A 26,010-nucleotide genomic window follows, 5' to 3' on the forward strand; every position below is an offset into this window, starting at 1 on the left:
ATGAAAAAGGCAATTATTTTTTTAGCATTAAGCTTGATTCTTCTTTTATCAGGCTGTACAGATGAAAAGCCTGCCAAAGAAGAAGGGGATAATAATAAAGCGGCTGTTTATACAACTGTCTATCCGCTACAATATTTTACAGAAAGAATTGGCGGAGAATTTATAGAAGCAAAAACGGTTTATCCTCCAGGGTCAGATGAACATACGTTTGAACCGTCTCAAACAGATATGATGAATTTGGCCGATTCAGATCTGTTTATTTTTGTCGGGCTTGGTCTTGAAGGGTTTGTGGAAAAAGCAAAAGAAACATTGAAAAATGAGAACGTCACAATGGTCGCTGCAGGTGAGAATATTGAATTTGTTCATTCCGGAGAAGAGGACCACGATGCTGCACATGAAGAAGAAGGACATTCAGATGATCATTCCGATGAGGCTGCACACGATGAAGAAGGACATTCAGATGATCATTCCGATGAGACTGCACACGATGAAGAAGGACATTCAGATGATCATTCCGATGAGACTGCACACGATGAAGAAGGCAATGATGGCCACAACCATGGTGACATTGATCCGCATGTATGGCTTGATCCTTTCTATGCCAAAGAAATGGCAGAATCGGTTAAAACTGCTTTAGCAGATCAGATGCCTGAACATGAAGAACAATTTGAAAAAAATTATCAGGAACTTGCACAGGAGCTAGATGACCTTCACAATGACTTCGAGCAAACTGTTCAGAATGCAAAGCATAAAGAAATCATTGTTTCCCATGCAGCATACGGCTATTGGGAAGAACGTTACGGTTTAGATCAAATTAGTGTTGCCGGGTTAAACTCATCCAATGAACCAACCCAAAAGGAATTGCAGAAAGTTATTTCTGAAGCAAAAGAGCACGACTTAAAATACGTATTTTTTGAACAGAATGTCAGCTCTAGACTGACTGAAATTCTTCAAAAAGAAATCGGTGCCCAGCCTTTAATGCTTCATAACTTATCCGTCTTAACGGAAGAGGACATAGAAAATAAACAGACTTATTTTACTCTTATGAGAGAAAATCTTGCATCACTTGAAAAAGCATTAAATGAATAGTTTTAAATATACCTTCCAACTTGGGGTGTTTCAGACTGTATACAAACTCGATGAAAATCGGGTTTGCCTACGGTCTTTTTTTAGTCCGTCTGTGAAATGGGCCTGTTGATTTCCGTTCCAGGTGCTCAGCGAACGTGGGCGGCCCGGGGAAGCCTCCTCGTCGCTTCGCTCCTGCGGGGTCTCCCCTGACCCTTGCTCCCGCAGGAGTCTTCGCACCTTCCACTCCAATCAACAGGATTTTAAAATAAATGTGGCAGTAGAATCAAGCCTATTTTTAAATAGATCTGTATAACGCTTGAGGTGATGAATATGCTTTCAAAAAACAATCCGATTCAACGAGACTAACTGGAGATGGTTGCTTTAGACCATCTGGTCCACAAGACCACTTAGTCCGGAGGATGATACCTCCCAACTTGGGAGATTTTTTTATTCCCTTGGCATTGTAAAAGCTCATTGTATTTAAGCAACTTGTTGATTAGAGCGGAAGGCGAAAGCGCATTCGCATTTCTTTCGTGCAGCGTTTATTCCAGGTACATATTCGAAGTCTCCGGGAGAACGAGTCAAAGGGCGGCCTCACTTGCTCATCATACGCATGGGACCGTTGGATCACCAGCTGACCGCTGAACCAAAGACCCAACCTAACATTCCCTGCAAATGCCATGACTTAATGCCCGCACCCTGCAGAAAATAAAAAAGACCTTGGTACCAGGTACCACCCGAATTTTGTCGAATTTCGGTTTTGGTCGGAAATTAGCTAAGGAGTGATGGGCAATGGCTAAAGACGTTTTATGTGAAGTAAATAACTGTGCGTTCTGGGCTGACGGAAACCTCTGCAGCGCTGACAAAATTTACGTGGTCAGCCACAAAGGTGAAACAGCAGACAACAGCAGGGAAACCGACTGCAAAACCTTCGAACCGCACGACCTTTAATTGGTGCCAGGCACCGCCCGAATTTTGTCGAATGCAGGCGTGCCATCGCGTTAACAATTTTATAATGGTAAGTAGTTAACCATAATTAAAGCGGTGCCTGGTACTAGGCATCGCTTTTTTTGAAAGACAATGTTAAAGATCAATACTGATTTTGACCCTTTGTTGATTGAAGCGGAAATCAACTGGCAAGTTTAACACATCTTTTGAAAAAGTTCGGTATCTTTTTATAAAAAGTGTTTAAGACAAATGTCACCGGGAATGTATAGAATAACAACAACTTACAGGAGTGATAAATATGTTATCAACAGTTATCATGCTTGGAGCTGCGTTCGCCGCTGCTGCTGGATTAAGCTCCTTCGCGATTAAAGAGGATTCATTTATTAAAGACGAAATTACTCAATAATTTAAGATAAAAGACGCTGCGGAAGCGTCTATTTTTTTTGTGAAAAATATCCTCTTTCCAGCTGAAAAAAAGTGTAGCTACTGCGATACACGTTCACAAAACCGCAATAAATAGATCATTAACAATGCTATTATTAACACTATAATAAAAATAGAAAATAATAAAAGTAGGTGCCTGTTTTGACTTTTGCCATTGTTCTCGTCATATTAATTCTTATTGCTGCTGTCATTTTTACATTATCATTAACAGGAAAAAGCGATGATGGCTATTCCAGTTCCACTAAAAAAAACACCGCAAACCTGACCTATATTTATATCATTGCTATTTTTCTATCCGTTATAGCCCTGGCTGTCTATATTTATTTTTTTACTTAGCCGTATTAAAAAAGCAGTTCCGCCCTCAAAAGCGGAACTGCTTTTTACTTTAAAACGCAAAGGTTTCTTTTGATACTAAAACTTCCTTTAACCTCTTCTTATTAATTTCAAAGCCAATCCCTGGCCTGGAAGGAACCTCTATCATTCCTTTTTCCACCGTCACTTCAGGAAAAACAATGTCTTCCTCCCAATACCGGCTTGATGCTGAAATATCGCCAGGAATCGTAAAACCCTCCATCGAAGCGAGTGCGATGTTATGCGCTCTGGAAATTCCAAACTCCAGCATCCCTCCGCACCAGACTTGTATCCCTTTTTCCAGACAGTAGTCATGAATTTTCTTGGCGGTACCCAGTCCGCCAACTCGTCCGATTTTTATATTGATCACTTTACAGCTGCCCAATTCTATTGCACGGCGGGCATCATTAAATGTCACAATGCTTTCATCCAGGCAAATCGGTGTTTTTAGCTCTTTCTGCAGTTTGGCATGGTCGACTATATCATCGTGTTCCAGCGGCTGTTCAATCATCAGCAGCCCGAAATCATCAAGCCTTTTTAAATGGTTAATATGATTTAATGTATAAGCTGAATTTGCGTCTGCCATCAATGGCAGCTCCGGAAAATGACGGCGAATATCCGAAAGAAACTCAAAGTCATTTTCCGGACTGATTTTGATTTTCACCCTTTGGTAGCCATCTTCAAGGTAAGTCTCGATTTGTCTTCTTACCTCTGCCTTTGTATTTGCCCCGACCACTACTCCGGAAGGAATTTTCTCCTGGGTTCCGCCAATGAACCTGGACAGTGAAATTTCTTCTTTTTTGGAAGCCAAATCCCATAAGGCAGTTTCCAATGCAGCCTTCGCCATCTGATTTCTTTTAAAAGTGTCAAATAAAGGGCCTGCTTCTGAAGGATGGTTTAAGTCTGCCTTCCTCAATATCGGAATAAGAAAATCCTTCAGCATATGATAGCTCGTTTCAACCGTTTCCTCTGTATACCATGGCGAAGAAAATGCTACTCCTTCCCCATAGCCTTTCAGGCCCTCTCTATCCGTCACTTCAACAATGATCCCTTCTCTATCTTCCACTGTACCCAAATGGGTGGAAAAGGGAGTCCTCATTGGCATGGTTATTTTATATAATGTGATTAATTTAATATCCATGCCTATTTGCCACTTTCCTTAAGTAAAGCCCGGAGCTTTCTTCTTAAGATCTTCTTAGACGCATTTCTTGGAATTTCATCAATTTGCAAAATTCTTTTTGGAACTTTATATTTTGCAAGTTTTCCCAAGCAATATTGTGTTATTTCCTCTTCATCTAACCCCTCTCCCGCAACAAAGGCAACAGGGACTTCCCCCCAAACATCGTCCTTCATGCCAATAACACCTGCATCTGCAATGCCTGGATGGGAAACTAATACACCTTCGATTTCGGCGGGGTAAATATTCTCCCCGCCAGAAATAATTAAGTCAGAACGCCGGTCAAGGACATATAAGAATCCTTCAGCATCCAGATATCCAATATCTCCAGTTGAAAGCCAGCCGTCCTTAATTCTTTTAGAAGTTTCCTCTTCCCGATTCAAGTAACCCTTCGTCACATTCGGGCCTTTTACAAGGATTTCTCCCGCTTCGTCCGGTTTCGCATTTTGCCCATTTACAGCAACAATTTTAAGCTGAGAAGGAAACAGGGGCTTTCCGGCAGAACCCAGTTTGCTAAAGCTGTATTCCGGAGCAAGCGTAACAATTTGTGAAGAGGTTTCCGTCATCCCGTATGTTTGATATACCGGGATATCTTTCGCTTTACAAATCTCGAGCAAGGATTTAGCTGCAGGGCCTCCTCCTAAAAGCATGCACCGGAAAAAATCCGGAAGCTTTTCTTCTCGAAGTTCGTCAGCTATCCTTGATAGCATCGTACTTACGACAGACATAATCGTAACTTTTCCGCTATGGATTGCCTCAATTGCCTTTTTCTCATCAAATGATTCAAAAAGAACTATTTTCATGCCATAAACGATGCTTCGCATAAGAATTGAATATCCGCTAATATGAAAGAGGGGAACCGTGCACAGCCAGCTGTCGTTTTCACTTAATCCAAGATTAAGTGCAGAGCCAATCGCACTCCACCAATGGTTCCCATATGTTTGCAGGACACCTTTTGGGTTTCCCGTTGTTCCCGACGTATACATGACCGTGCACACTTCATCAAGACTTATCTCTTCGGCAATTTCAGGATCGGTGTAAGAACACTCAAATAAACTTTCCTTATGAATGGCTGATACAGCTGGTAAGGATTTGGTGATATTTTGACTTACCTCTTCAAAGGCCCTTTCAGTTAACAGGTAAGCTGATTGCGAATCATTCATCTGCCATATCAATTCTTCAGCTGTCAGCCTGTTATTCAATATAACCGCCTTTACGTCAATCAGCTGTAAGGCCAAAAGAATAAACGCTGTATCAACATGATTACGGAGCAGCACGGCTGCGTACTGTCCTCTTTGTAATTCCAAGGCTTGCAAGTGCCCTGCAATGGTATAAGCCCGTTTAAATACTTCTGAAAAGGAATAGGTTACGCCTGAAAAATGAATGGCAGGACGTTCGGGGGTTAAAAAGGCTCTTTTAAGAAGAAAGTTAGGCATTATCTGCGTTTCAATCATAAACACCCCATTTTTATGGTATATATAAAAACAGCCTGATGGAACAAGCCATCAAGCTGCTGAAAATTTTTCCGTTTCAATCAAGGAAAACGAGGGAACTGGCCGAAGTCCGGCTTGCGTTTTTCTTTGAAGGCATCGCGGCCTTCTTTAGCCTCGTCAGTTGTATAGTAAAGAAGTGTTGCATCTCCGGCAAATTGCTGGATTCCTGCAAGTCCATCAGTGTCAGCATTGAAAGCAGCCTTCAAGAAGCGGATAGCTGTTGGGCTCTTTTCAAGAATTTCTTCACACCATTGAATTGTTTCCTCTTCCACTTTTTCCAATGGCACAACTGTATTGACAAGTCCCATGTCCAAAGCTTCCTGAGCGCCATACTGGCGGCACAAATACCAAATTTCGCGGGCTTTCTTATGTCCGACGATTCTTGCAAGATAGCCTGAACCATATCCGGCATCAAAGCTTCCAACTTTAGGGCCAGTTTGTCCGAACACAGCGTTATCGGCTGCGATTGTTAAGTCACATACGATGTGAAGAACATGTCCTCCGCCGATTGCATAGCCTTTTACCATTGCAATAACAGGCTTAGGAATTACACGGATTAAGCGCTGCAGGTCAAGAACATTTAAACGAGGGATCTGGTCATCGCCTACATATCCTCCATGTCCCCTTACAGACTGGTCTCCGCCTGAACAAAACGCTTTGTCTCCGGCACCAGTAAGGACGATGACACCAACATTCTCATCATCGCGCGCATAAGCAAACGCATCAATCAATTCCATTACGGTCCTTGGTGTAAAAGCATTGTGGACTTGCGGTCTATTAATCGTAATCTTGGCAATTCCATTGTATGTTTCATATAAAATTTCTTCGTATTGTTTTCCTGCAACCCATTCTACTGCTGACATTCAAGAATCCTCCTTATGTATTAAATAATTCGCGTTTTTTGACGCACCCTTCTTCTGCATAATGTGACAGGTTCCTGCTTATAAAAGCAGGCTTGCCATCATGTATATTTCTTTTCAGCGGTTTGCGACAAAAACCCACTTACTATTGTACCAAATTTTTCAGGTTTCTCCACATGAATTGCATGTCCGGCATCTTCTACAGATATCCAATGGCAATTTGGAAGGACCTTCGACATTTCGTCGGCAATCCTGCAAAACTTTTGGTCTTTGCTTCCAGTAATTAAAAGGACAGGGGATTCCAAATTTGAAAGGTTTCCCCACCATGATGGCTGAGAGCCGGTCCCCATCCCTTTCAGGCTGTTTGCCAGGCCCTCAATAGAATTGGCTAAACGCTGCTCTCTTATTCCTCCGCGAATGTCATCAGGAAGGTTTTTTTGGCTTTTAAACAAGGGAATGTTCTCCCAAAACACAATAAACCTGGAGATTCCTTCTCCCCTGATTTTTTCGGCCAATTTCGCATCCTGAAGGCGTCTTGCTTGTCTCTCTTCCTCTGTACGAAGCCCTGGAGAGGAGCTTTCCAAAATTAGCTTCCGCACCTTTTTGGGGTATTTAATAGCAAACGTGATCGCAAGTCGCCCGCCCATGGAATAACCCAGGATATCTGTTTTCTCAATCCCCATTTTTTCTAAAAGATGATTAATAGCATCTGCTGATTCCTCAATTCCATATTGGGCGATATCCGCTGGAGATTCCGTCTTGCCATGGCCGATAATGTCTAAAGCAATGGCTGTGGAGTGGTTCTTCCAGAAGGGTTCAAATTCTTTCCAGCTCTCGCCGTTTCCTGTAAAACCATGCAAAAGCAGCAGTGGAAACCCCTTGCCCCAAGTGTCGACATGATAGCTGACACCTTTTATGACATAATTCACCGGCATTCACCTCTCCAGCAATCGACTTATTTCCTGGGAAACAGAATCCCACAATTCTCGATGCTCAGTCAGGTTTTTGTCCCGATTTGTCGTAATTTCTATAACCTTTAAGCCCTTTTCATCAGTGTTCTGTTTGAATGTGGAAATAAAATGTTCCCAATCGGAAATTAAATCATATTTTCCGCCATACATGGTGATCGCATGTCCAAATTCGAGACTAAGCGGCGTACCAAACAGTTTTTCGAAGTTCTTTGGATGGTTCGCTTGCGGAAGGAATGAGAAAATTCCGCCGCCATTGTTATTGATCAATAAGATGTTGATATCAATTCCATACAGCTTGGATGCTATTAAACCATTTAAATCATGAAAGAACGTAAGGTCGCCAAGAACAAGATACAGCGGCTGTGACAATGTGCCAGCGCCAAGGGCGGTCGATATGGTACCATCTATTCCGTTGGCGCCTCTGTTCGCCATCACTCTTATATTCTTTTCATTAAAATGGAAGAACGTGTCCAAATCCCTGATCGGCATACTATTTCCAACAAAGAGGGTGGAGCTTTCAGGAAGCATTTCGGATAGCTGGTAAAATAATTTCCCTTCACTTAATTCATCCACTTCATTTATATCAGCCAATCTGGAGCGCGTTACATGATTGATTTCCTTCCACAAAGAAAAATACTGGTCATCCTTGCCGGCATTTATAGAAGGGGTAAGTGACTCACAAAATTTTGTTTCATCACAGTGCACCATTTCGGTGGAAAGCAATGCCGGATCACGCCAGCCGCCGCCGCCATCAACAATCAATTGGCGGGAATCGCTGTTTTCTTTCATAAAGATTGTCAAAGGCTTTGACACAGGCATTGCACCAAAGCGGATAATAACGTCTGGCTTAAGGGCCTTCTTTGCGTCTTCATTTTTCAAAAAGCTATCATAGGTATCAATAATCCAGCTGCCATCATGCATACCGCTTCTTAATTGGGAGAGCGGATCGGCAATGATAGGATAGTTCAGTTTTTTCGCAAGCTGAATAACAGCTTCAGGGAAATCAACTTTTTCCAGCGGTCCGCATACGATTATGCCTTTGCTGGTTTCATTCAAGCTCTCCGCTATTTCTCTGTAATCTTCTTCCAGAAGGCCAAGCTGACCTGTCCTAATATTTACAAAGCCATCTTCACGCTCACTCAGTTTAAACAAATCGGAACGATCGAGCTGAGGCACCAAAGGTTCTCGGAATGGAAAGTTAAGATGAACCGGGCCTGCAGGGGAGCGCTGTGCCATTGATGCAGCTCTTGCACACACAGTCCGGGCATAGCGCAGCATTTCCGCTGTATTTTCCGGCGGTGCCATTTCAACAAACCACTTTACATTTTTGCCGTATAAATGAATTTGATCAATTGCCTGTGGTGCACCGACATCCCTTAACTCATGGGGACGGTCGGCAGTCAAAACCACCAGAGGAACTCTTGAATAATTGGCTTCTACGATGGCCGGGTAATAATTGGCAGCGGCAGTTCCGGATGTGCAAAGCAAAGCGGCTGGTTTTTTGGATGCCTTGGCAATTCCCAACGCAAAAAAGGCAGCCGAGCGTTCGTCTACATGGATATGTACACGAAGCTCAGGATGCTCTGCCATCACCATAGCCATTGGGGTAGAACGGGAGCCGGGACTGACCACGACATCCTCTACTCCGCTTTTTACCAATTCCGCAACAAAAGCTGCAATATATAAAGTTAATGCTTCCTGATGATTCATCATTTATTACCCCCAAGAGCCGTAAGCATTGGACGGAACTTAATCTTCGTTTCCTGATATTCGCTTTCGGCATTTGAATCCTGGACCACGCCGCAGCCGGCAAAAATGGATGCTTCATTTCCCTGAATCAGACCAGATCTGATTGCAACCGCATATTCGCCATTCCCTTTAAAGTCCATCCATCCTAATGGAGCGGCATAAAAACCCCGATCCAGTTCTTCTACCTCTCTTATTTTCTCTACCGCTTCTTTTTTAGGCAGCCCGCCAAGAGCCGGAGTCGGATGCAGGCGGTCAACCAAAGCCAAAAGAGATGCATCATCCCTTGTTTTCCCTATAACAGGGGTGTAAAGATGCTGAATGTCTCTCATTTTCATCAGCTGCGGCTTATCCGGAAGCTCAACTTCTGTACAGGACTCCTCCATCGCTTCTTTAATCATATCCACCACGTATTGATGCTCAGTCAGGTTCTTTTGATCACTTAATAAGGCATCACCAAGAATATGGTCATCCTCTTCTGTTTTGCCTCTCGGAATGGATCCTGCCAAGCATGTGGTAAATACGCTTTCACCGTATTTTTTGATCAGCCGTTCGGGAGATGCCCCAATAAAGCAGTCTCCATTTGATTCAAAAGCAAAAATAAAGCTCTCTCTTTGAAGCTCCATCAGATTTGAAAGCACTCTTTCAATCTCAATCGGCTTTTCAAATATGAGCCTGGATTCCCGTGCAAGCACAACCTTTTTTAAAGAGCCTGTTTTTAATTCCTCTACAATGGCTTCAACTGTATTCATCCACTTCTCCGGATTGATATCTGCTTCCTTGAGCAGGACATTTCCCAGCTCCGGAAAACCGTTTTCTATTGAAGCCAATACCGCTCCACGTTCAGCACCAACCTTTTCAAAAAGAGTAAGGTCGTCATGCTGGGTACAAACAATATTGGTTGTTAAAAAGGCCTGGCCCTTAACTTCGCTGTACATAAAGGTCGGTACATGAAAGAGTGAATCTGAGTACTTCGACCACAGCTTCGTTTTCTCTTTTAATGGATCAAAAGAAAATCCGCCAAACATAACAGGCCCTATTGCCTTGTTATTATATGGATTAAAAACAATGCTATCGTCTATAAAACGCTTCCATTCCTTTTCGACACTATTAAATCGCCCTGCACTTTGATCTGACTGAATTTGTTTGCTTACACCGAGACCGATTATATAAGTTTCGCCGGAAGGATCCTTCCAGAAAAAGCGTTCACCAAAAAAACGGCTCTTCCCTGCCGCGTAAAAAGAAAGGGGGTTTATATGATTTATTTTTTGAACTTCACTCACTAAAACAGGCTTTGAAAAGGCCTTTGCCCTCTCGATCGCCTCTTGGATCCCTTCTTTTAGTTCCGTATCTTGTATCGTAACCAAAAAAATCCCTCCAATAACAGCCCAAAATGGCCGTTATCCTACTTTAAACTTATTCTAAGATACACCTCAGGATTGGAGAATGTCAATTATGTCAATCACTGCATTCCTTTTAGAATCCTTATTATATTATAGCTTACTTTGGGCTCGGGTAATATGAATTACACTCATTTTAGGAAAATGGAGGACGGAGCTCGTCCCTCGCTCAATGAACTACTGAAAGAGTAACTTTAACCTTCCCCTTTTAGGATGGAAAATACCGCCTCCGTTTACGGGAAAAATACGTTGACACCCCTCTAATCTTTACCTACACTTAAGTTGGTTTATAGTTTCTATAGAAGGTTTTTTTTTGACAATACCCTGGAAATCGGTTAAAATAAACAAGTTTGATTTACACAATTAAATTTAACATTATAGAATATAGATAAAATAAGGGGAGAGTTATAATGCAACCACAAACGCAGATCAGTTTTCCGCCTGCCTCCAATTCAAGGAACTGGAGAGTTTGGTGGCAGTTGACAAGACCTCACACTCTTACAGCTGCTTTCGTTCCGGTTCTGCTTGGAACGGCATTAGCGATGGAAATGACAGAGATCCATTTCGGATTATTTTTTGCCATGCTGGCAGCAAGCTTACTGATCCAGGCTGCTACTAATATGTTTAATGAATATTACGATTATAAAAGAGGACTGGACACTGAAGAATCTGTCGGAATCGGCGGAGCAATCGTCCGTGAAGGGATTAAACCAAAAACTGTATTAAACCTGGCATTCAGTTTATATGGTATCGCCATACTTCTTGGCTTTTATATTTGCATGAGCACTAGCTGGTGGATAGCGGCTATCGGGCTGGCGTCCATGGCAGTCGGTTATTTGTACACAGGCGGTCCTCTGCCGATTGCCTACACACCGTTCGGTGAGTTATTTGCCGGATTCTTCATGGGCATGCTGATCATCCTTATTTCATTTTATATTCAAACGGGAACTGTAACTTCTACGAGTATCTTAGTATCCTTCCCGATCCTGATTCTTGTCGGCGCCATACTGCTTGCCAACAATATAAGGGATTTGGATGGCGACAAAGAATTCGGCCGCAAAACGCTGGCGATTTTATTAGGAAAAAAAGGCGCGATCAATCTGCTGGCTGGAATGTTTATTGTTTCGTACGTATGGGTTTTTGCTTTAATTGCTATGAACATTATTTCCCCATGGCTTGCCATTGTTGTCATTAGTGCACCTAAAGCCGTTAAAGCAACAAAAGGCTTTATCGGTAAAACACTGCCAATGCAGATGATGCCTGCTATGAAGGCAACGGCACAGACAAATACCATTTTTGGATTTTTATTATCAGTAGGCCTGTTTCTTGGCTACTTCTTATAAATTACTTTAAACCTCTGCTTTTAAAGCAGGGGTTTTTTTTGTGTTTGGAATGCTTCTTTAACGCTAATTGCTGATTCAGCAATGTGTTAATTGGAGCGGAAGGCAAGGGATCCTCGAAAATGCATTCGCATTTCCATCGTGTGGTGTAAACCGTAGAAGTTTATTCAAAGTTCTTCGGGAAAAGCGGCCCAAGGAGGACCCTGCAGGCGAAAAGGCTTCTGGAAGCCCGGGGTCGCTGGGTGCCTGCAGCGGAAATCAACACCCAAGCTTAACAGAGTTTTTAGAAAAAAATAACAGAAAACACCATCCAGGTTTCGCACTGTCAATAACGGGTATTTTTTACTCAAGGAAGTGGATTCGCCACATTAATAAACTGAAGACCTTCTTCATTGCCAATAACGTCCATACTAAACCCATATGGTCTATGGTTTATCTTTTAAATCCGTCGGGACATGAGCGTTGGGACAAGCTTCAGCTTGGGGAACAGAAGCTTATTAGGAAGCTCAGCCTTTTTTATAAAAACCTTATGGCAAGACACCCACGAAACCAATCTGAAAAGGATGTGACATTTATGTTAAGCAATGAACAAATCAGCCACTTAAAAAAGGAATTGAATGATGAAAAAAAGTCACTGGAAGACCAGCTTCAGGGGAATACAGAAGGAAGCCTGGAAAGTGCGAGCGCGAGAGATACAGTTGGGGAGCTTTCCCTTTATGACAACCACCCTGCTGATATGGGTTCTGAACTTTTTGAACGTGAAAAGGATTTTGCATTAGGAGAGCATCATGATTCTGAATTGAATAAAGTAAATGCAGCACTGAAGGCGATCAAGGATGGTTCTTACGGCAAATGCAAAGAGTGCGGAGATGAAATCCCTTACGAGCGCCTTGAGGTACTTCCTGCAACTCTTTACTGCAAAGAACACAGCCCGGAGCAGATTGTGCCGGGAGACCGCCCTGCAGAAGAAGATGTTCTTGAACCTGCACACGGCAATACATTCCGGCACCATCAATACAGGGAAGTTATCGACAACGAGGACAGCTTTCAGGAGGTTGCCCGCTTCGGTACTTCCGAAACGCCTTCAGACTTAAGGGGCGACTATGAAGATTATAATTCCCTTTATAATGAAGGACATGATGATGAAGGCTTCACCGAGGATTATGAAACCTTTGTCGGCAATGATATGGAAGGCAAGCAAAGAAAAATCTACCCTTCCAAAAAGCAGGAAGAATACGAAGCAATGCTTGATGAAAATGATATTGAATCGCCTTATGGAGATGTTCCGTATCATCAGACTGACGGCTATGTGGATGATGATAAAGAGTAAAATAAAAGCGATGCCCCAAATGGAGCATCGCTTATTTATATGTCATTGGCAAAATAAGATTACCTATATATTATAGCTTGGATTCGATATCCTGGATAATCTCATCTATCGTATCAGAAACATCGTTTGTACGGCGGGCAATGGAGATGCTGAATTCCAGCAGTTCTTTATAGTTTTTCACCGGAATGGATTCATTTGTCTTCTCGAATTCATTTAGTTGCAATCCAATATTCTGAAGATGCAGCAAAACTTCTTCCATTGATCCCTTCTCGATTTGGTACATTTAACAGCTTCCCCCTTAATATCTATTGATTACATTATCAGGGTTTTTAAACCTTTTTTAAAGTGGCAATTATTGCTAATATACTTAACTGGACTTCGTTCAATGGAGTAAAAGAGTCTCCCCTTGGAAATATTATTTTAAGAATAACTTGCTGGGAGGCCTATTTATGTCTGGACAAAATAAAGCCGAATGTTTTTCCGAATATGACAAGCTTGAGCAAGTCGTATTATGTGAACCGCAATATATGACCATTTTAGATACTATTAATGAAACACAAAAGCATTTCAAAAAAGAAGGCATCAATATAGATCGGGCGATGAAGCAGCACAGGTATTTTGTCAGTGCCTTGAAAGAAAATGGAGTGGATGTTGTTTTGCTTCCTCCGCTTGAAAAATATCCGGAACAGGTTTTTACCCGGGACATTGGATTTACTCTTGGCGAAAAGGTATATGTAGCTGAAATGGCTGCCGATATCCGTCAAGGGGAAGAAAATGTCCTAAAACAATGGCTGGAACAACAGCAAATCCCTTTTTACAATTTAACGGGAGACCGGATTGAGGGAGGAGATGTCCTCGTCGACGGAAAAACAATTTATGTTGGGGTTAGCAACCGGACTTTTAAAGAAGCAATCGATCATCTGAGAAGCCTCCTTCCGGAATATGAGATCATATCCATTCCTTTTACGGATACATATCTCCACCTGGATTGTGTATTTAATATTATTTCTCCAGAGGAAGCTCTGATTTTCCCAGGAGAAATCCACGGGGAAAAAGTCAAAATGCTTGAGTCCCGATATGATTTGATAAAAGTATCTGAAGATGAACAGTTTACCCTCGGAACTAACGTCCTCTCCATTGGCAACAAAAAAGTCTTCAGCCTCCCTGTTAATATAAATGTAAATAAAGAGCTCCGGGCGAGAGGCTATGAAGTTATCGAAGTGGACATAACTGAAATCATCAAATCCGGTGGAGCCTTCCGCTGCTGTACGATGCCGGTTAGGCGAAGCAGAGGGGAATAATATAATGCTAAAAGGTTCCCTCAGGTGGGGGCCTTTTTAATTACCTCGCTAATACATTTAACTTTGAGGTTAACGACGATATCCCGGTGGGCTATTTGATTTTGGGATTTAATCCTAATGATTAACTACGTTTTTTCTCCCGGCTGCTTGATTTTAGGCGTTAATCAGATTTATCAACAACCATTTTAAAGTCGGCCTCTTAATTTTTGGAATAACTCATCAGCAAAAACAGCCCTTCCACCTCGGAAGGACTGTTTTCCAACATCTATTTATTCATCATTTCAACACCCGCAGGCTTGAGGTTCCAAATGTCCCGCGCATACTCGCTGATCGTGCGATCACTTGAAAAATAACCTGAGCCGCCAATATTCATTAAGCTCATTTTCAGCCAGCGGTCCCTGTCTTCGTATGCTTTTCCGGCCTCTTTTTGAATATTTACGTAGGAAGCAAAGTCTCTTAATACAAAGTACTGGTCATTTTCCATCAGCAATGAATCGAAAATAGGCTCGAATTCATCATCCACTTCAGGGAAAAACCCGTTTGTAAGCTGGTCGACTACCTGGCGGATTTGCTTATCATGATGATAATACTCTCTGGAGTTGTATCCGCCATTTTGGTAATAGCCTAAAACTTCATCCGCTGTAAGCCCGAAAATAAAAATATTTTCATCTCCCGCTTTTTCTTTAATTTCAATATTTGCTCCATCGAGTGTCCCCACTGTCAAAGCGCCATTCATCATGAACTTCATATTACCTGTACCGGAAGCTTCCTTGCTTGCTGTTGAAATTTGCTCGCTAATATCTGCAGCAGGGAAAATTTCCTCTGCAAGAGAGACCCGGTAATTTTCCAAAAAGACAACTTTAAGCTGATCCTTTGTCTGCGGATCATGGTTTACCTTTTCAGCAACGGTATTAATCAATTTAATAATCTTCTTCGCATAATAATAGCCCGGAGATGCCTTAGCTCCAAAAATAAATGTCCGGGGATGCATGCGGAAATTGGAGTCTTCCTTCAGCCTGTTATATAAATGCATCACATGCAGGATATTTAAAAGCTGGCGCTTATATGCGTGAAGTCGCTTCACCTGAATATCAAAAATGGAGGACGTATCCACAATAATGCCATTCTGCTCCTCAATCCGCTTCGCCAGTCTTTCCTTATTCTTTTGTTTAATCCGGTGCAACTGCTCGAGGAACACTCTATCATTCTTAAAATCTGCTAATTCACGAAGCCTTTCTGGATTCCGCACCCAGCCGGTCCCAATGCTTTCTGAAATTAGATCCGACAAAAGCGGATTTGCTTTTAGCAGCCATCTTCTGTGTGTAATCCCATTTGTCTTGTTATTGAATTTCTCAGGAAAAATTTCATAAAACTGATTCATTTCCCGCTTTTTTAAGATCTCCGTATGCAAAGCCGCTACACCATTTACGCTTGAGCTGCCAACAAGGGCAAGGTGAGCCATTTTAACCTGATCATGGGCAATAATCGCCATATTCTCAATCCGCTTCCAGTCGCCTGGATACTGTTCCCAAAGCTGGCGGCAGAATCGCTCATTGATTTCATTTACAATCATATAAATGCGCGGCAGCAAAGGCTGGAAAATGCGGATAGGCCATTTTTCAAGAGCCTCTGAAAGAGTCGTATGATTCGTATAAGCAATCGTATTAACGGTGATATTCCAGGCTTCTTCCCAGCCTAATCCTTCTTCGTCAAGCAGGATTCGCATCAGTTCAGGGATGGCGAGGACTGGATGGGTATCATTGATATGAATGCTGACAAACTCGTTAAAATCTTTCAAACTATTATGCTGCTTTCGATAGGATCGTACAATTGAGCGAATGCTGGCAGACACAAGAAAATACTGCTGTTTTAAACGCAGAATTTTTCCTTCATCATGGGTATCATCCGGATACAAAAACTCGGAAACCGATTCGGTTTCGCGCTTATATTTTAAAATATCATGGTTGACAGGATATGGAGACGGTTCTGCATTCCAAAGCCTAAGTGTATTAATCGTATCTGTCTTATAGCCAACAACAGGCATATCGTATGGAACAGCTGAGATCGTCTCAGCATTTACATGGCGAAATATAAGCCGTCCATTTTCCTCTGTTGTTTCCACCTTGCCCCAAAAAGGAATCTCAATCGCAAGATCCGCTTTTCTTACCTCCCAAACATGGCCGTTGCGCAGCCATTGCTCCGGAAGCTCCACCTGATAGCCGTCGACAATTTTCTGCTCAAATAAACCATGCTTATAGCGAATTCCGCAGCCATGCCCCGGCAAATTTAACGATGCCAATGAATCCATAAAACAAGCTGCCAAACGCCCAAGCCCGCCGTTGCCGAGTCCGGCATCCGCTTCAATCTCCTCCAAGCGGTACAGATCAATCCCTAAATCAGCCAAGCCTTCCTTGACAATCTGTTCGATTCCCAAATTCATTAAATTATGGTGGAGCAGGCGTCCCAGTAAAAACTCAATGGACAGGTAATACACCTGCTTTTCCCGGTCGATGCGGTAACGTTCATTCGTGTTAATCCACTCTGTACTGACATGCTCTCTAATCATATTGCCGAGAGTAAAATACTGGTCTCTCTCCGTGCTTTCCCCAAAACTTTTTCCACAGGTCATCTCCAGCTTTTTCAGGAATTCCTCTTTAAATTCGTCCCGATCAGAAAACATGGCTTTCACTCCTTGAGACAAGGCCTGCATAAAGCTGATTATATTTAAATGCAGATTGAGCCCAGCTGTTATCCATTCCCATGGCATTTTTCATAATTTGCTCCCACACCTGGCTGTCACCATAAAATCCAACTGCTCTTCGAATGGTGTACAGCATATCATGGGCATTAAAGTTGCTAAAGGAAAAGCCGTTACCTTTACCTGTATTTTCGTTATAGGATTGTACGGTATCATTTAAGCCGCCTGTTTCCCTGACAATCGGAATCGAGCCGTATTCCATGGCAATCATCTGCCCCAATCCGCAAGGCTCAAATTGCGAAGGCATTAAAAATAAATCGGATCCAGCATAAAATTTATGCGCAAGCCCCTCATCAAATCCGATATATGCTTTGCACTTATCCGGGTAACTGGCTTCCATTTCCCTAAAAAATTGCTCAAACTCAGGATCTCCTGTTCCCAGAACCAAAACTTGAACATCCTCCTGCATAAGGTCTTTAAATACACATTTAACAAGATCGAGGCCCTTCTGCTTTGTCAGCCTTGTAACCATGGCAATCAGAGGAATATCTTCTTTTACAGGCAGGCAGAATTTTTCCTGGAGATTCTTTTTATTTGCTTTCTTATCCTTCAATTTCTCTGCGGAATATTTTTTATAAATAAATGGATCCTTTCCTGGATGATAAAATTCATCATCAATGCCATTTAATATTCCTTCAAGGTCGGAGGCTCTCCGCTTTAGCAAATCATGCAGCTTTTCTCCGTAATACTCAGTTTGAATTTCATCCTTATAAGTTGGGCTAACCGTTGTGATTTTATCAGCTGCAACGATCCCGCCCTTCATAAAATTGATATTCCCGAAGAACTCAAGCTTGTCAGGGTGAAAGTGGCTATAGTCCAGCCCTAATAAATCCCCTAAAGCCCCCCGGGGCATAATTCCTTGAAACTGCAGGTTATGGATGGTAAACACTGTCCGGATGAATTCATAGCCTTTTTTCGCACGGTATTCAACACGCAGCAGAAATGGAACCATTCCAGTATGCCAGTCATGGCTGTGAATAACGTCCGGATAGAAATCGATATGATGAAGGGCATCAAGAACAGCCAGGTTAAAATAAGCAAATCTCTCCCCATCATCAAAGTAGCCATATAATTTTTCACGGTTAAAATAGTACTCATTGTCAACAAAATAAAATGTAATTCCCTGATATTCCAGTTCTTCAATACCGCAATACTGGTTTCTCCATCCCACTTGTACTGTAAAATCGCATTTTCTCGACATTTTCTTTTTAAAATCATCTGAAATGGAACCATATTTAGGGAGGATCACCCGGACATCAGTGCCCTGCTTAGCCAGCTCCTTTGGGAGGGAACCAGCTACATCTGCAAGTCCGCCGGATTTAACAAATGGAACACATTCTGAAACAGCAAACAATACTTTCACGAGTTCATCAGCGCTCCTTGTATGGTACCTTTCCGGATAACTAGAGGCATATTATGTGTACCCTCAATCTTGGTACCGGATTCTACCTTAACATCTTTATCTAAAATAACTGAGTCTAAAACACAGTTTTCACCGATTTGGGATTTTTGCATAATAATGCAATTTTTTACGACCGAACCTTTGCCAATTTTGACACCTCTGGAAATGATGCTGTTTTCGACCACACCTTCAATCATGCATCCATTGGCGATCATGGAATTATGGGCACTTGCCCCTTTTATATAACGGGTTGGCGGTTCATCCTTTACTTTCGTATAAACCGGCTGGCTGCGCTTAAAGATCGTTTTCCAGGCTTGAGGTTCCAATAGGCTCATACTTGCAGCAAAATAAGCATCGATTGAATCAATCATAACGGCCAAGCCGGTATACTCATAATTGCATATCGTATAGGAATGGTGGATATCTGTAACCACATCACTCATGCAAGTGTACCCAGTTTCATTTCTTGTTTCTATTAAATTGATAAGCAATGAAGTTTTAACCAGATACATTTCAAGCGAGCGTCCATCCTGGCGTACGACTGTAATGTCGCACCGTGTGTTTATATGCCTTTCCAGAACCGGCCTAAAATCCATATTAAAAACGGTAAAGCAATTCGATATTAGCGCATACTCTTGCTTGCTGCGATAAAAGTAATCCAAGTTGGCCCCAAAATGATTAAATGAACCAATTCCTTTGCTCGGGCTATCCAGCAATGGGGAAGGAAAAAAGAATAGGCCATCCCTTTTTCTGTTTAAGTCCCAATTCTTCCCTGAACCTAGATGGTCCATTAAGGATCGGTATTGATACTTCGGAAATATGGCAACACTTTCTATGTCCGAATTCACCATATTGGATAAGACAAAATCGATTAGCCTGTAACGGCCGGCAAAGGGAACAGCTGCGAGCGACCTGTGCACTGTTAATTCCTCTAAATCTTCATGGTAGGTTGTTGCGTCTATCACACCAAGCATTCTATTCTTCATGAAATTCCCTCCCGAAAAGTTGGTCAAGAAGCCGTTTCCGGCATCCAGGCATATATCTATTATTTAAGAACAAATTCCCTGTATCATTTCCTGTGTAATTAAGATAATTTCATCTGTTTCTTCCGATGAACTGATCACAAAACCGTCAGGAATGTTCATTCCACTTGGTACAATTGCCTTTTCAATGTAGACATTCTCTCCAATTATTGCATCAGGCATGATCACCGATTCCCGGATGACAGATCCTTTTCCAACCAGCACTCCCTGGAACAAAACTGATTTTTCAACTTCCCCTTCAATGGTACAGCCTTCGTTAATCAATGATTCCGCTACCTCAGCTTCAGGTGAAATATATTGTGGCGGATGATTTGGGTTAACAGAATAAATTCGCCAGTCATGATCAAATAGATTCAAGTCGCATTCATCATCCAGCAAATCCATATTTGCTTCCCACAGGCTTTTGACTGTTCCGACGTCCTTCCAATATCCATTGAATGGATATGCGAACAGCTTTTTATTTTCGTCAAGCATAAGAGGAATAATATCCTTGCCAAAGTCATGGCTTGATTCTGGATTCCGGTCGTCCATTTCCAAATATTCCTTTAAAACAGGCCAATTAAAGATATATATTCCCATTGATGCCAGATTATTTTTAGGAAAAGCCGGTTTCTCATCAAATTCAGCAACCCTCATATCTTCACTCGTGTTCATGATGCCGAACCTGCTTGCTTCCGGCCAAGGTACTTCTATGACCGAAATCGTTGCATCTGCGCCTTTTTCAATATGGTAATCCAGCATTAGTTCGTAATTCATTTTATAAATATGGTCACCTGATAAAATCAGGACATATTCAGGATCATATTGCTTTAGATAATTGAGATTCTGGTAAATGGCACTTGCTGTTCCTGTATACCACTTGACTTCCGAGGATTCGCTGTAAGGCGGCAGCACAGTCACACCGCCATTTTTTCTATCCAGATCCCATGCACTTCCAATGCCAATATACGAATTTAGCACAAGCGGCTGATACTGGGTTAGAACACCTACTGTGTCAATTCCCGAATTGGTGCAGTTGCTTAATGTAAAATCAATAATCCGATATTTCCCTCCAAACGGGACAGCCGGCTTCGCAAGACTCTTCGTCAGCGAGCTAAGCCTGCTCCCTTTCCCTCCTGCTAACAGCATGGCTACGCATTTTTTCTTTCCCATTACCCTTCCTCTCCTTCCGATGTTTTACTGGGCGCAAAATTGAAATGCCAAATGGCGGAATAGACATTTTCAAGCTGAACGGCTTTCCATGAAACTCTATTTCCTCAGTCTTAAGCACTTTTTTATTGATGCAATTGGCACCTCCAAAGCTTTCACTGTCACTATTGAAGATTTCCCGGTAAGACCCTTGCTTTGGAACGCCAATGCGGTAATCGTGATATAAAGCAGGTGTAAAATTGCAGATAATGACCAAAAAGTCATCCTCTTTAGTCCCTTTCCTGATAAAAGAAAAGATTGATTGCCTTGCATTATTGACATCAATCCATTCAAAACCATCATGCAGATGATCCAGCTCATATAGCGGCTTGGAGCGTTTATAAACCTTTATCAGTTCTTTCAGATAATCATTTGCTTTATTATGCATTTCATAGTCGAGCAAGTGCCAATCAAGCTGTTCTTTATCCTTCCATTCAGAAAACTGTCCAAGTTCGCTTCCCATAAAAAGAAGCTTCTTTCCAGGGTGTGCAATCATATATCCGAGAAGCAGCCTAAACTGGGCAAATTTCTGCCAGTAATCACCGGGCATTTTATCCAGTAGCGATTTTTTGCCATGAACTACTTCATCATGGGATAACGGAAGTACAAAGTTTTCCGTAAAAGCATACAAAAGGGAAAAAGTCATTTTCCCATGTACAGCAGGGCGCTTATCAGGCGCTGTTTCCATATATGTAAGCACGTCATTCATCCAGCCCATATTCCACTTATAATGAAAGCCTAGCCCGCCATAATGGACTGGGGATGTCACCTGAGGCCAATCCGTTGAATCTTCGGCCATCATCAAAAACGAGGGATCATATTGAGAAACAACTTTATTTAAGTTTTGCAGAAAACGGACACCAAATGGATTTTCCATTTCTCCGTTCCTGTTTGGCCAATAAATGATATTGGCAACCGCATCAACCCGGAAGCCGTCAATATGATAGTTTTCCATCCAAAAAACAGCATTGGATATGAGAAAGCTTTGCACTTCATTTTTGCCTAGATCAAAATTGGCTGTCCCCCAAACACGATTCTCTCTGTCGTCTTCGGTTTCATATTCATACAAATACGTTCCATCAAACTGATAAAGGCCATGAGCATCCTTGCAAAAATGCCCTGGAACCCAGTCCAGAATCACGCCAATACCATGCTGGTGGCACTGATCAACAAAATACATGAATTCATGCGGGGTTCCATATCTGCTTGTTGCCGAATAATAGCCCGTTCCCTGATAGCCCCAGGACGCGTCGAGCGGGTGCTCAATGACAGGAAGCAGCTCAATATGGGTAAATCCATGATCCACCGCATAAGGGATCAGCTCATCTGCAAGCTCCTTGTAAGAAAGCAGGCTGCCATCTTTTTTCTTTTTCCAGGACCCAAGATGAACCTCATAAATAACAGCAGGCTCTGAAAAAATCTGCTTCTTCTCCTTTTTCTGCATCCATTTGCTATCATTCCATTGATAGCCTTCTAATGAATACACAATAGAAGCCGTATTGGGCCTGAGCTCCGAAAAGAAGCTGTAAGGGTCTGCCTTTAATAAAACCTTTCCTTCCTTTGTTTTAATTTCATACTTATACAAGGCACCCTGCATGTCTTCATCCAGCTGAATAAACCAAACACCTTCATTATTCACTCTATGTAAGGTATAGCCTTCTCCATTCCAATCATTAAAATCACCGACTAGTCTGACAACTTCAGCATTCGGTGCCCATACACAAAAACGGGTAAAAACTTTTCCATCTTCTACAACCACATGCGCCCCAAATAACTGATGGCTTTCATACAATGTTCCTTCATGGAACAAATGCAGCTGATAATCGGTTGGAAACAAAGTATCCACTAACATCCTTCTCCCCACCCAGTCTTCAATTTCTTATGACTTTCCTGTTATATTCGCGCAAGACGGAAAAAATCCTTGTAAAAGTTTTTTTAATTTTGTGACAGTAATGTTCAAAAACTGACAAAAACCGGAGCGACTTCCCCATATTCACCAGCCTTCGACATAATCTCGGGCAAACTTAGACAAAATAAAACAAAATATGCAAGCAGAAAAAGAAAGGAGAATAATATTTTGAGTAATAAAGAAGAGGAATTTTTATTAAACGAGGCCAACAAAGATCAAATGAAAATTCCAATATTTGAAGCACCCGATGGGAAAATCATGGCCACAGGCGATATGTTCAGAGGACCGTATACGGGAATTTCTTCCGAAATAGATCTGAATAATCCAGGGAATAAGCTAAGCGAGAAGGAAGAGAAGTTTGATTAGAAGGTAAATCACGCTAAAAAGAAAGGCCTGCTGGTCTCCGCTCAGGCACTCAGCGAACAGCAGGCGGTTCTGGAGCCTCCTCAAACTATAATCCTGCGGAGTCACCCTTTGACCGCACTCCTGCAGGACATTGGATAAGCATCAGTGAATTACCTCCGTACGAAGGAGATGAAGAGTATTATCAAGGAGTTCGCACCTTCCGCTCCAATCAAAAGAGCACTTAAATCAATATTGAGGTTTATCACAGCCAAGAGAGAAAAGGACAACAAAAAAGCTGCCAACATCATGTTGACAGCTTTTTTGTATGACCCCTACGGGATTCGAACCCGTGTTACCGCCGTGAAAGGGCGGTGTCTTAACCGCTTGACCAAGGGGCCAATATATGGCGGAGAAGGAGGGATTTGAACCCTCGCGCCGGTTGCCCGACCTACACCCTTAGCAGGGGCGCCTCTTCAGCCACTTGAGTACTTCCCCATATATGGCTCCGCAGGTAGGATTCGAACCTACGACCGTTCGGTTAACAGCCGAATGCTCTACCACTGAGCTACTGCGGAACAATCAAAATGGTGGGCCTAAATGGACTCGAACCATCGACCTCACGCTTATCAGGCGTGCGCTCTAACCAGCTGAGCTATAGGCCCATTTTGGAGCGGGTGAAGGGAATCGAACCCTCATCATCAGCTTGGAAGGCTGAGGTTTTACCACTAAACTACACCCGCGTTAGGTTGTATAAATGGTGGCTCAGGACGGAATCGAACCGCCGACACAAGGATTTTCAGTCCTTTGCTCTACCGACTGAGCTACTGAGCCATATAATGAATTATCGATTCTAAAGTTTGAAATATGTGCTCCAAATCTCTGCGTTCTTTTTCACAGATTTTAAAGCATGCCATTCAATGATGTTAAGCCTTCGCAGCTGCATTCTTTTAAAATCCTCTACCGACTGAGCTACTGAGGCAAACTAACAAAAATGGCGGTCCGGACGGGACTCGAACCCGCGACCTCCTGCGTGACAGGCAGGCATTCTAACCAACTGAACTACCGGACCAGATTGCGGGGGCAGGATTTGAACCTGCGACCTTCGGGTTATGAGCCCGACGAGCTACCGGACTGCTCCACCCCGCGATAGTATTATTTATGTGATTTTTCTATGCTCACATACAGCATAAGGACTGTCCCGATCTCAGGATGCTTAATCAAGTAGCAGCTCGATCGGTACAACTCGCAGTTTTTTCAGTGAAGTAACGCTCGTTGCTCCACCCCGCGACAATAATATTAAAATAATGGAGGAGGAAAGGGGATTCGAACCCCTGCGCGGTTTGACCCGCCTGTCGGTTTTCAAGACCGATCCCTTCAGCCGGACTTGGGTATTCCTCCGAATATAAGTGAAAATGGTGGACCTTGTAGGACTCGAACCTACGACCGGACGGTTATGAGCCGTCTGCTCTAACCAGCTGAGCTAAAGGTCCAGCTTCGTTTTTAAAAATGGTAGCGGCGGAGGGGATCGAACCCCCGACCTCACGGGTATGAACCGTACGCTCTAGCCAGCTGAGCTACACCGCCAAAATGATATAATATTTATGGTGGAGCCTAGCGGGATCGAACCGCTGACCTCCTGCGTGCAAAGCAGGCGCTCTCCCAGCTGAGCTAAGGCCCCATTGAATATCTAGTGGTCGGGAAGACAGGATTCGAACCTGCGACCCCTTGGTCCCAAACCAAGTGCTCTACCAAGCTGAGCTACTCCCCGTTTATATGGCGCGCCCGAGAGGAGTCGAACCCCTAACCTTTTGATCCGTAGTCAAACGCTCTATCCAATTGAGCTACGGGCGCATTATTAAATTCAACTGGTGCCGAGGACCGGAATCGAACCGGTACGGTAGTCACCTACCGCAGGATTTTAAGTCCTGTGCGTCTGCCAGTTCCGCCACCCCGGCAATTAAATGGAGCGGAAGACGGGATTCGAACCCGCGACCCCCACCTTGGCAAGGTGATGTTCTACCACTGAACTACTTCCGCAAATATAAATGGTGCGGGTGAAGGGAGTCGAACCCCCACGCCTTGCGGCGCCAGATCCTAAGTCTGGTGCGTCTGCCAATTCCGCCACACCCGCATATTAAAATGGTGAGCCATGAAGGACTCGAACCTTCGACCCTCTGATTAAAAGTCAGATGCTCTACCGACTGAGCTAATGGCTCATAAAAACCTCAAAGAGATTTAAGAGAAGATGGTGCCGGCGAGAGGACTTGAACCCCCAACCTACTGATTACAAGTCAGTTGCTCTACCAATTGAGCTACACCGGCAGCTTGCACATTAAAATTTAATGGTGGAGGATGACGGGATCGAACCGCCGACCCTCTGCTTGTAAGGCAGATGCTCTCCCAGCTGAGCTAATCCTCCATTATTACAGCCCGGCAGCGTCCTACTCTCACAGGGGGACAGCCCCCAACTACCATCGGCGCTGAGAAGCTTAACTTCCGTGTTCGGTATGGGAACGGGTGTGACCTTCTCGCTATCGCCACCAGACTATTTTTCAAAGACAAGTTTTATTATAACGTCTTTTTAGAATTTTTCAAGAGGAAATTTAATATTTTTCGTTCCCTCAAAACTAGATAATGAATGAAGAAGTGCAGCCGAGTATCACCAATGACTTGTCTAGCTTCGGCTCCTAACTTCTCGGCCGTTTCGATCCGTCCCTCCAAATCCTAAAAGCAGGATTTGAATGGCCGGCTCTCCAACGTCTCTCAAAGTTGAACAGTCGCCTCCGCATTTCAATTTGGTTAAGTCCTCGATCGATTAGTATCAGTCAGCTCCACATGTCGCCACGCTTCCACCTCTGACCTATCAACCTGATCATCTTTCAGGGATCTTACTAGCTTGACGCTATGGGAAATCTCATCTCGAGGGGGGCTTCATG

The 26,010-nt window shown here is 43.0% G+C and carries 19 protein-coding genes, 20 tRNA genes and 2 rRNA genes; 7 read left to right on the forward strand and 34 right to left on the reverse strand.

Annotated elements, in window-relative coordinates; all coding sequences use genetic code 11:
• The 3 genes from DFO73_RS19550 to DFO73_RS19565 all read left to right on the forward strand — a co-directional run bounded on the left by DFO73_RS19550 (position 1) and on the right by DFO73_RS19565 (position 2,796).
• The gene (locus DFO73_RS19550) at positions 1-1,089 is read left to right on the forward strand and encodes a metal ABC transporter solute-binding protein, Zn/Mn family (RefSeq protein ID WP_110066394.1); all 1,089 of its coding nucleotides are present in this window, start codon (positions 1-3) and stop codon (positions 1,087-1,089) included.
• 771 nt (positions 1,090-1,860) lie between these two features.
• Positions 1,861-2,019 carry a DUF1540 domain-containing protein gene (locus DFO73_RS19560; protein ID WP_110066396.1) on the forward strand — a complete coding sequence of 53 codons (159 nt, stop codon included), beginning with the start codon at positions 1,861-1,863 and terminating at the stop codon, positions 2,017-2,019.
• A 582-nt stretch (positions 2,020-2,601) separates the two neighbouring features.
• On the forward strand, positions 2,602-2,796 hold the full coding sequence (locus DFO73_RS19565; RefSeq protein WP_110066397.1) for a hypothetical protein: 195 nt from the start codon (positions 2,602-2,604) through the stop codon (positions 2,794-2,796).
• 49 nt (positions 2,797-2,845) lie between these two features.
• Here the strand turns inward: DFO73_RS19565 and menC are convergent, their stop codons facing one another.
• The 6 genes from menC to DFO73_RS19595 all read right to left on the reverse strand — a co-directional run bounded on the left by menC (position 2,846) and on the right by DFO73_RS19595 (position 10,425).
• On the reverse strand, positions 2,846-3,952 hold the full coding sequence (gene menC, locus DFO73_RS19570; RefSeq protein WP_110066398.1) for an o-succinylbenzoate synthase: 1,107 nt from the start codon (positions 3,950-3,952) through the stop codon (positions 2,846-2,848).
• Between the two features lie 2 nt (positions 3,953-3,954).
• Entirely contained in the window at positions 3,955-5,439 is a 1,485-nt protein-coding gene (locus DFO73_RS19575; RefSeq protein ID WP_110066416.1) for an o-succinylbenzoate--CoA ligase, read from the reverse strand.
• Between the two features lie 83 nt (positions 5,440-5,522).
• Positions 5,523-6,344, reverse strand: a complete 822-nt coding sequence (gene menB / locus DFO73_RS19580; RefSeq protein WP_110066399.1) for a 1,4-dihydroxy-2-naphthoyl-CoA synthase — start codon at positions 6,342-6,344, stop codon at positions 5,523-5,525.
• 98 nt (positions 6,345-6,442) lie between these two features.
• Positions 6,443-7,276 carry a 2-succinyl-6-hydroxy-2,4-cyclohexadiene-1-carboxylate synthase gene (gene menH / locus DFO73_RS19585; RefSeq protein ID WP_110066400.1) on the reverse strand — a complete coding sequence of 278 codons (834 nt, stop codon included), beginning with the start codon at positions 7,274-7,276 and terminating at the stop codon, positions 6,443-6,445.
• The gene (gene menD, locus DFO73_RS19590) at positions 7,277-9,022 is read right to left on the reverse strand and encodes a 2-succinyl-5-enolpyruvyl-6-hydroxy-3-cyclohexene-1-carboxylic-acid synthase (RefSeq protein ID WP_110066417.1); all 1,746 of its coding nucleotides are present in this window, start codon (positions 9,020-9,022) and stop codon (positions 7,277-7,279) included.
• On the reverse strand, positions 9,022-10,425 hold the full coding sequence (locus DFO73_RS19595) for an isochorismate synthase (protein ID WP_110066401.1): 1,404 nt from the start codon (positions 10,423-10,425) through the stop codon (positions 9,022-9,024). The genes menD and DFO73_RS19595 overlap by 1 nt, the downstream gene beginning before the upstream one ends.
• Positions 10,426-10,868: 443 nt before the next feature.
• On the opposite strand from DFO73_RS19595, the gene DFO73_RS19600 reads away from it, so the two are divergent.
• The gene (locus DFO73_RS19600) at positions 10,869-11,801 is read left to right on the forward strand and encodes a 1,4-dihydroxy-2-naphthoate polyprenyltransferase (protein WP_110066402.1); all 933 of its coding nucleotides are present in this window, start codon (positions 10,869-10,871) and stop codon (positions 11,799-11,801) included.
• Positions 11,802-12,372: 571 nt separating this feature from the next.
• A complete protein-coding gene (locus tag DFO73_RS19605; protein ID WP_110066418.1) occupies positions 12,373-13,128 on the forward strand; it encodes a TraR/DksA C4-type zinc finger protein in 756 nt (251 codons plus the stop codon).
• Between the two features lie 70 nt (positions 13,129-13,198).
• On the opposite strand, the gene DFO73_RS19610 is transcribed toward DFO73_RS19605, so the two are convergent.
• Positions 13,199-13,411 carry a hypothetical protein gene (locus DFO73_RS19610; protein ID WP_110066403.1) on the reverse strand — a complete coding sequence of 71 codons (213 nt, stop codon included), beginning with the start codon at positions 13,409-13,411 and terminating at the stop codon, positions 13,199-13,201.
• A 166-nt stretch (positions 13,412-13,577) separates the two neighbouring features.
• Between DFO73_RS19610 and DFO73_RS19615 the strand changes: the two genes are divergently transcribed.
• Positions 13,578-14,429, forward strand: coding sequence for a dimethylarginine dimethylaminohydrolase family protein (locus DFO73_RS19615; RefSeq protein ID WP_110066404.1), 852 nt, complete (start codon positions 13,578-13,580; stop codon positions 14,427-14,429).
• A 265-nt stretch (positions 14,430-14,694) separates the two neighbouring features.
• Here DFO73_RS19615 and DFO73_RS19620 read toward each other — a convergent pair whose 3' ends face one another.
• The 5 genes from DFO73_RS19620 to glgB form a co-directional block, all read right to left on the reverse strand.
• On the reverse strand, positions 14,695-17,109 hold the full coding sequence (locus DFO73_RS19620; RefSeq protein WP_110066405.1) for a glycogen/starch/alpha-glucan phosphorylase: 2,415 nt from the start codon (positions 17,107-17,109) through the stop codon (positions 14,695-14,697).
• Complete coding sequence (gene glgA / locus DFO73_RS19625) at positions 17,099-18,550, reverse strand: glycogen synthase GlgA (protein WP_110066406.1); 1,452 nt, start codon at positions 18,548-18,550, stop codon at positions 17,099-17,101. The genes DFO73_RS19620 and glgA overlap by 11 nt, the downstream gene beginning before the upstream one ends.
• The gene (locus DFO73_RS19630) at positions 18,547-19,575 is read right to left on the reverse strand and encodes a sugar phosphate nucleotidyltransferase (RefSeq protein ID WP_110066407.1); all 1,029 of its coding nucleotides are present in this window, start codon (positions 19,573-19,575) and stop codon (positions 18,547-18,549) included. The genes glgA and DFO73_RS19630 overlap by 4 nt, the downstream gene beginning before the upstream one ends.
• 63 nt (positions 19,576-19,638) lie before the next feature.
• Entirely contained in the window at positions 19,639-20,784 is a 1,146-nt protein-coding gene (locus DFO73_RS19635) for a glucose-1-phosphate adenylyltransferase (protein ID WP_110066408.1), read from the reverse strand.
• The gene (gene glgB / locus DFO73_RS19640; protein ID WP_110066409.1) at positions 20,726-22,672 is read right to left on the reverse strand and encodes a 1,4-alpha-glucan branching enzyme; all 1,947 of its coding nucleotides are present in this window, start codon (positions 22,670-22,672) and stop codon (positions 20,726-20,728) included. The genes DFO73_RS19635 and glgB overlap by 59 nt, the downstream gene beginning before the upstream one ends.
• Positions 22,673-22,897: 225 nt before the next feature.
• On the opposite strand from glgB, the gene DFO73_RS19645 reads away from it, so the two are divergent.
• On the forward strand, positions 22,898-23,095 hold the full coding sequence (locus DFO73_RS19645) for a hypothetical protein (protein WP_110066410.1): 198 nt from the start codon (positions 22,898-22,900) through the stop codon (positions 23,093-23,095).
• A gap of 305 nt (positions 23,096-23,400) precedes the next feature.
• On the opposite strand, the gene DFO73_RS19650 is transcribed toward DFO73_RS19645, so the two are convergent.
• The 22 genes from DFO73_RS19650 to DFO73_RS19755 form a co-directional block, all read right to left on the reverse strand.
• A tRNA-Glu gene (locus DFO73_RS19650) sits at positions 23,401-23,472 on the reverse strand.
• 6 nt (positions 23,473-23,478) lie between these two features.
• Positions 23,479-23,569, reverse strand: a tRNA-Ser gene (locus DFO73_RS19655).
• 5 nt (positions 23,570-23,574) lie between these two features.
• Positions 23,575-23,649, reverse strand: a tRNA-Asn gene (locus DFO73_RS19660).
• 10 nt (positions 23,650-23,659) lie between these two features.
• Positions 23,660-23,736 (reverse strand) — tRNA-Ile (locus tag DFO73_RS19665).
• Between the two features lie 4 nt (positions 23,737-23,740).
• Positions 23,741-23,814 (reverse strand) — tRNA-Gly (locus DFO73_RS19670).
• A 15-nt stretch (positions 23,815-23,829) separates the two neighbouring features.
• Positions 23,830-23,905, reverse strand: a tRNA-Phe gene (locus DFO73_RS19675).
• A 161-nt stretch (positions 23,906-24,066) separates the two neighbouring features.
• Positions 24,067-24,143 (reverse strand) — tRNA-Asp (locus tag DFO73_RS19680).
• Positions 24,144-24,146: 3 nt separating this feature from the next.
• Positions 24,147-24,220: transfer RNA gene (locus DFO73_RS19685), tRNA-Met, on the reverse strand.
• 159 nt (positions 24,221-24,379) lie between these two features.
• Positions 24,380-24,472: transfer RNA gene (locus DFO73_RS19690), tRNA-Ser, on the reverse strand.
• 15 nt (positions 24,473-24,487) lie between these two features.
• Positions 24,488-24,564, reverse strand: a tRNA-Ile gene (locus tag DFO73_RS19695).
• A 17-nt stretch (positions 24,565-24,581) separates the two neighbouring features.
• Positions 24,582-24,658 (reverse strand) — tRNA-Met (locus DFO73_RS19700).
• Between the two features lie 18 nt (positions 24,659-24,676).
• A tRNA-Ala gene (locus tag DFO73_RS19705) sits at positions 24,677-24,752 on the reverse strand.
• A 13-nt stretch (positions 24,753-24,765) separates the two neighbouring features.
• A tRNA-Pro gene (locus DFO73_RS19710) sits at positions 24,766-24,842 on the reverse strand.
• 6 nt (positions 24,843-24,848) lie between these two features.
• A tRNA-Arg gene (locus DFO73_RS19715) sits at positions 24,849-24,925 on the reverse strand.
• Positions 24,926-24,940: 15 nt separating this feature from the next.
• A tRNA-Leu gene (locus DFO73_RS19720) sits at positions 24,941-25,029 on the reverse strand.
• A 7-nt stretch (positions 25,030-25,036) separates the two neighbouring features.
• A tRNA-Gly gene (locus tag DFO73_RS19725) sits at positions 25,037-25,111 on the reverse strand.
• Between the two features lie 9 nt (positions 25,112-25,120).
• Positions 25,121-25,205, reverse strand: a tRNA-Leu gene (locus tag DFO73_RS19730).
• 9 nt (positions 25,206-25,214) lie between these two features.
• Positions 25,215-25,290: transfer RNA gene (locus tag DFO73_RS19735), tRNA-Lys, on the reverse strand.
• A gap of 30 nt (positions 25,291-25,320) precedes the next feature.
• A tRNA-Thr gene (locus DFO73_RS19740) sits at positions 25,321-25,396 on the reverse strand.
• Between the two features lie 21 nt (positions 25,397-25,417).
• A tRNA-Val gene (locus DFO73_RS19745) sits at positions 25,418-25,493 on the reverse strand.
• Between the two features lie 9 nt (positions 25,494-25,502).
• Positions 25,503-25,619 (reverse strand): 5S ribosomal RNA (gene rrf, locus DFO73_RS19750).
• A gap of 250 nt (positions 25,620-25,869) precedes the next feature.
• Positions 25,870-26,010: ribosomal RNA gene (locus DFO73_RS19755) — 23S ribosomal RNA — on the reverse strand; the annotation flags it as partial.

It is taken from the genome of Cytobacillus oceanisediminis (assembly GCF_003182355.1).
Lineage (GTDB): Bacteria > Bacillota > Bacilli > Bacillales > Cytobacillaceae > Cytobacillus > Cytobacillus oceanisediminis_A.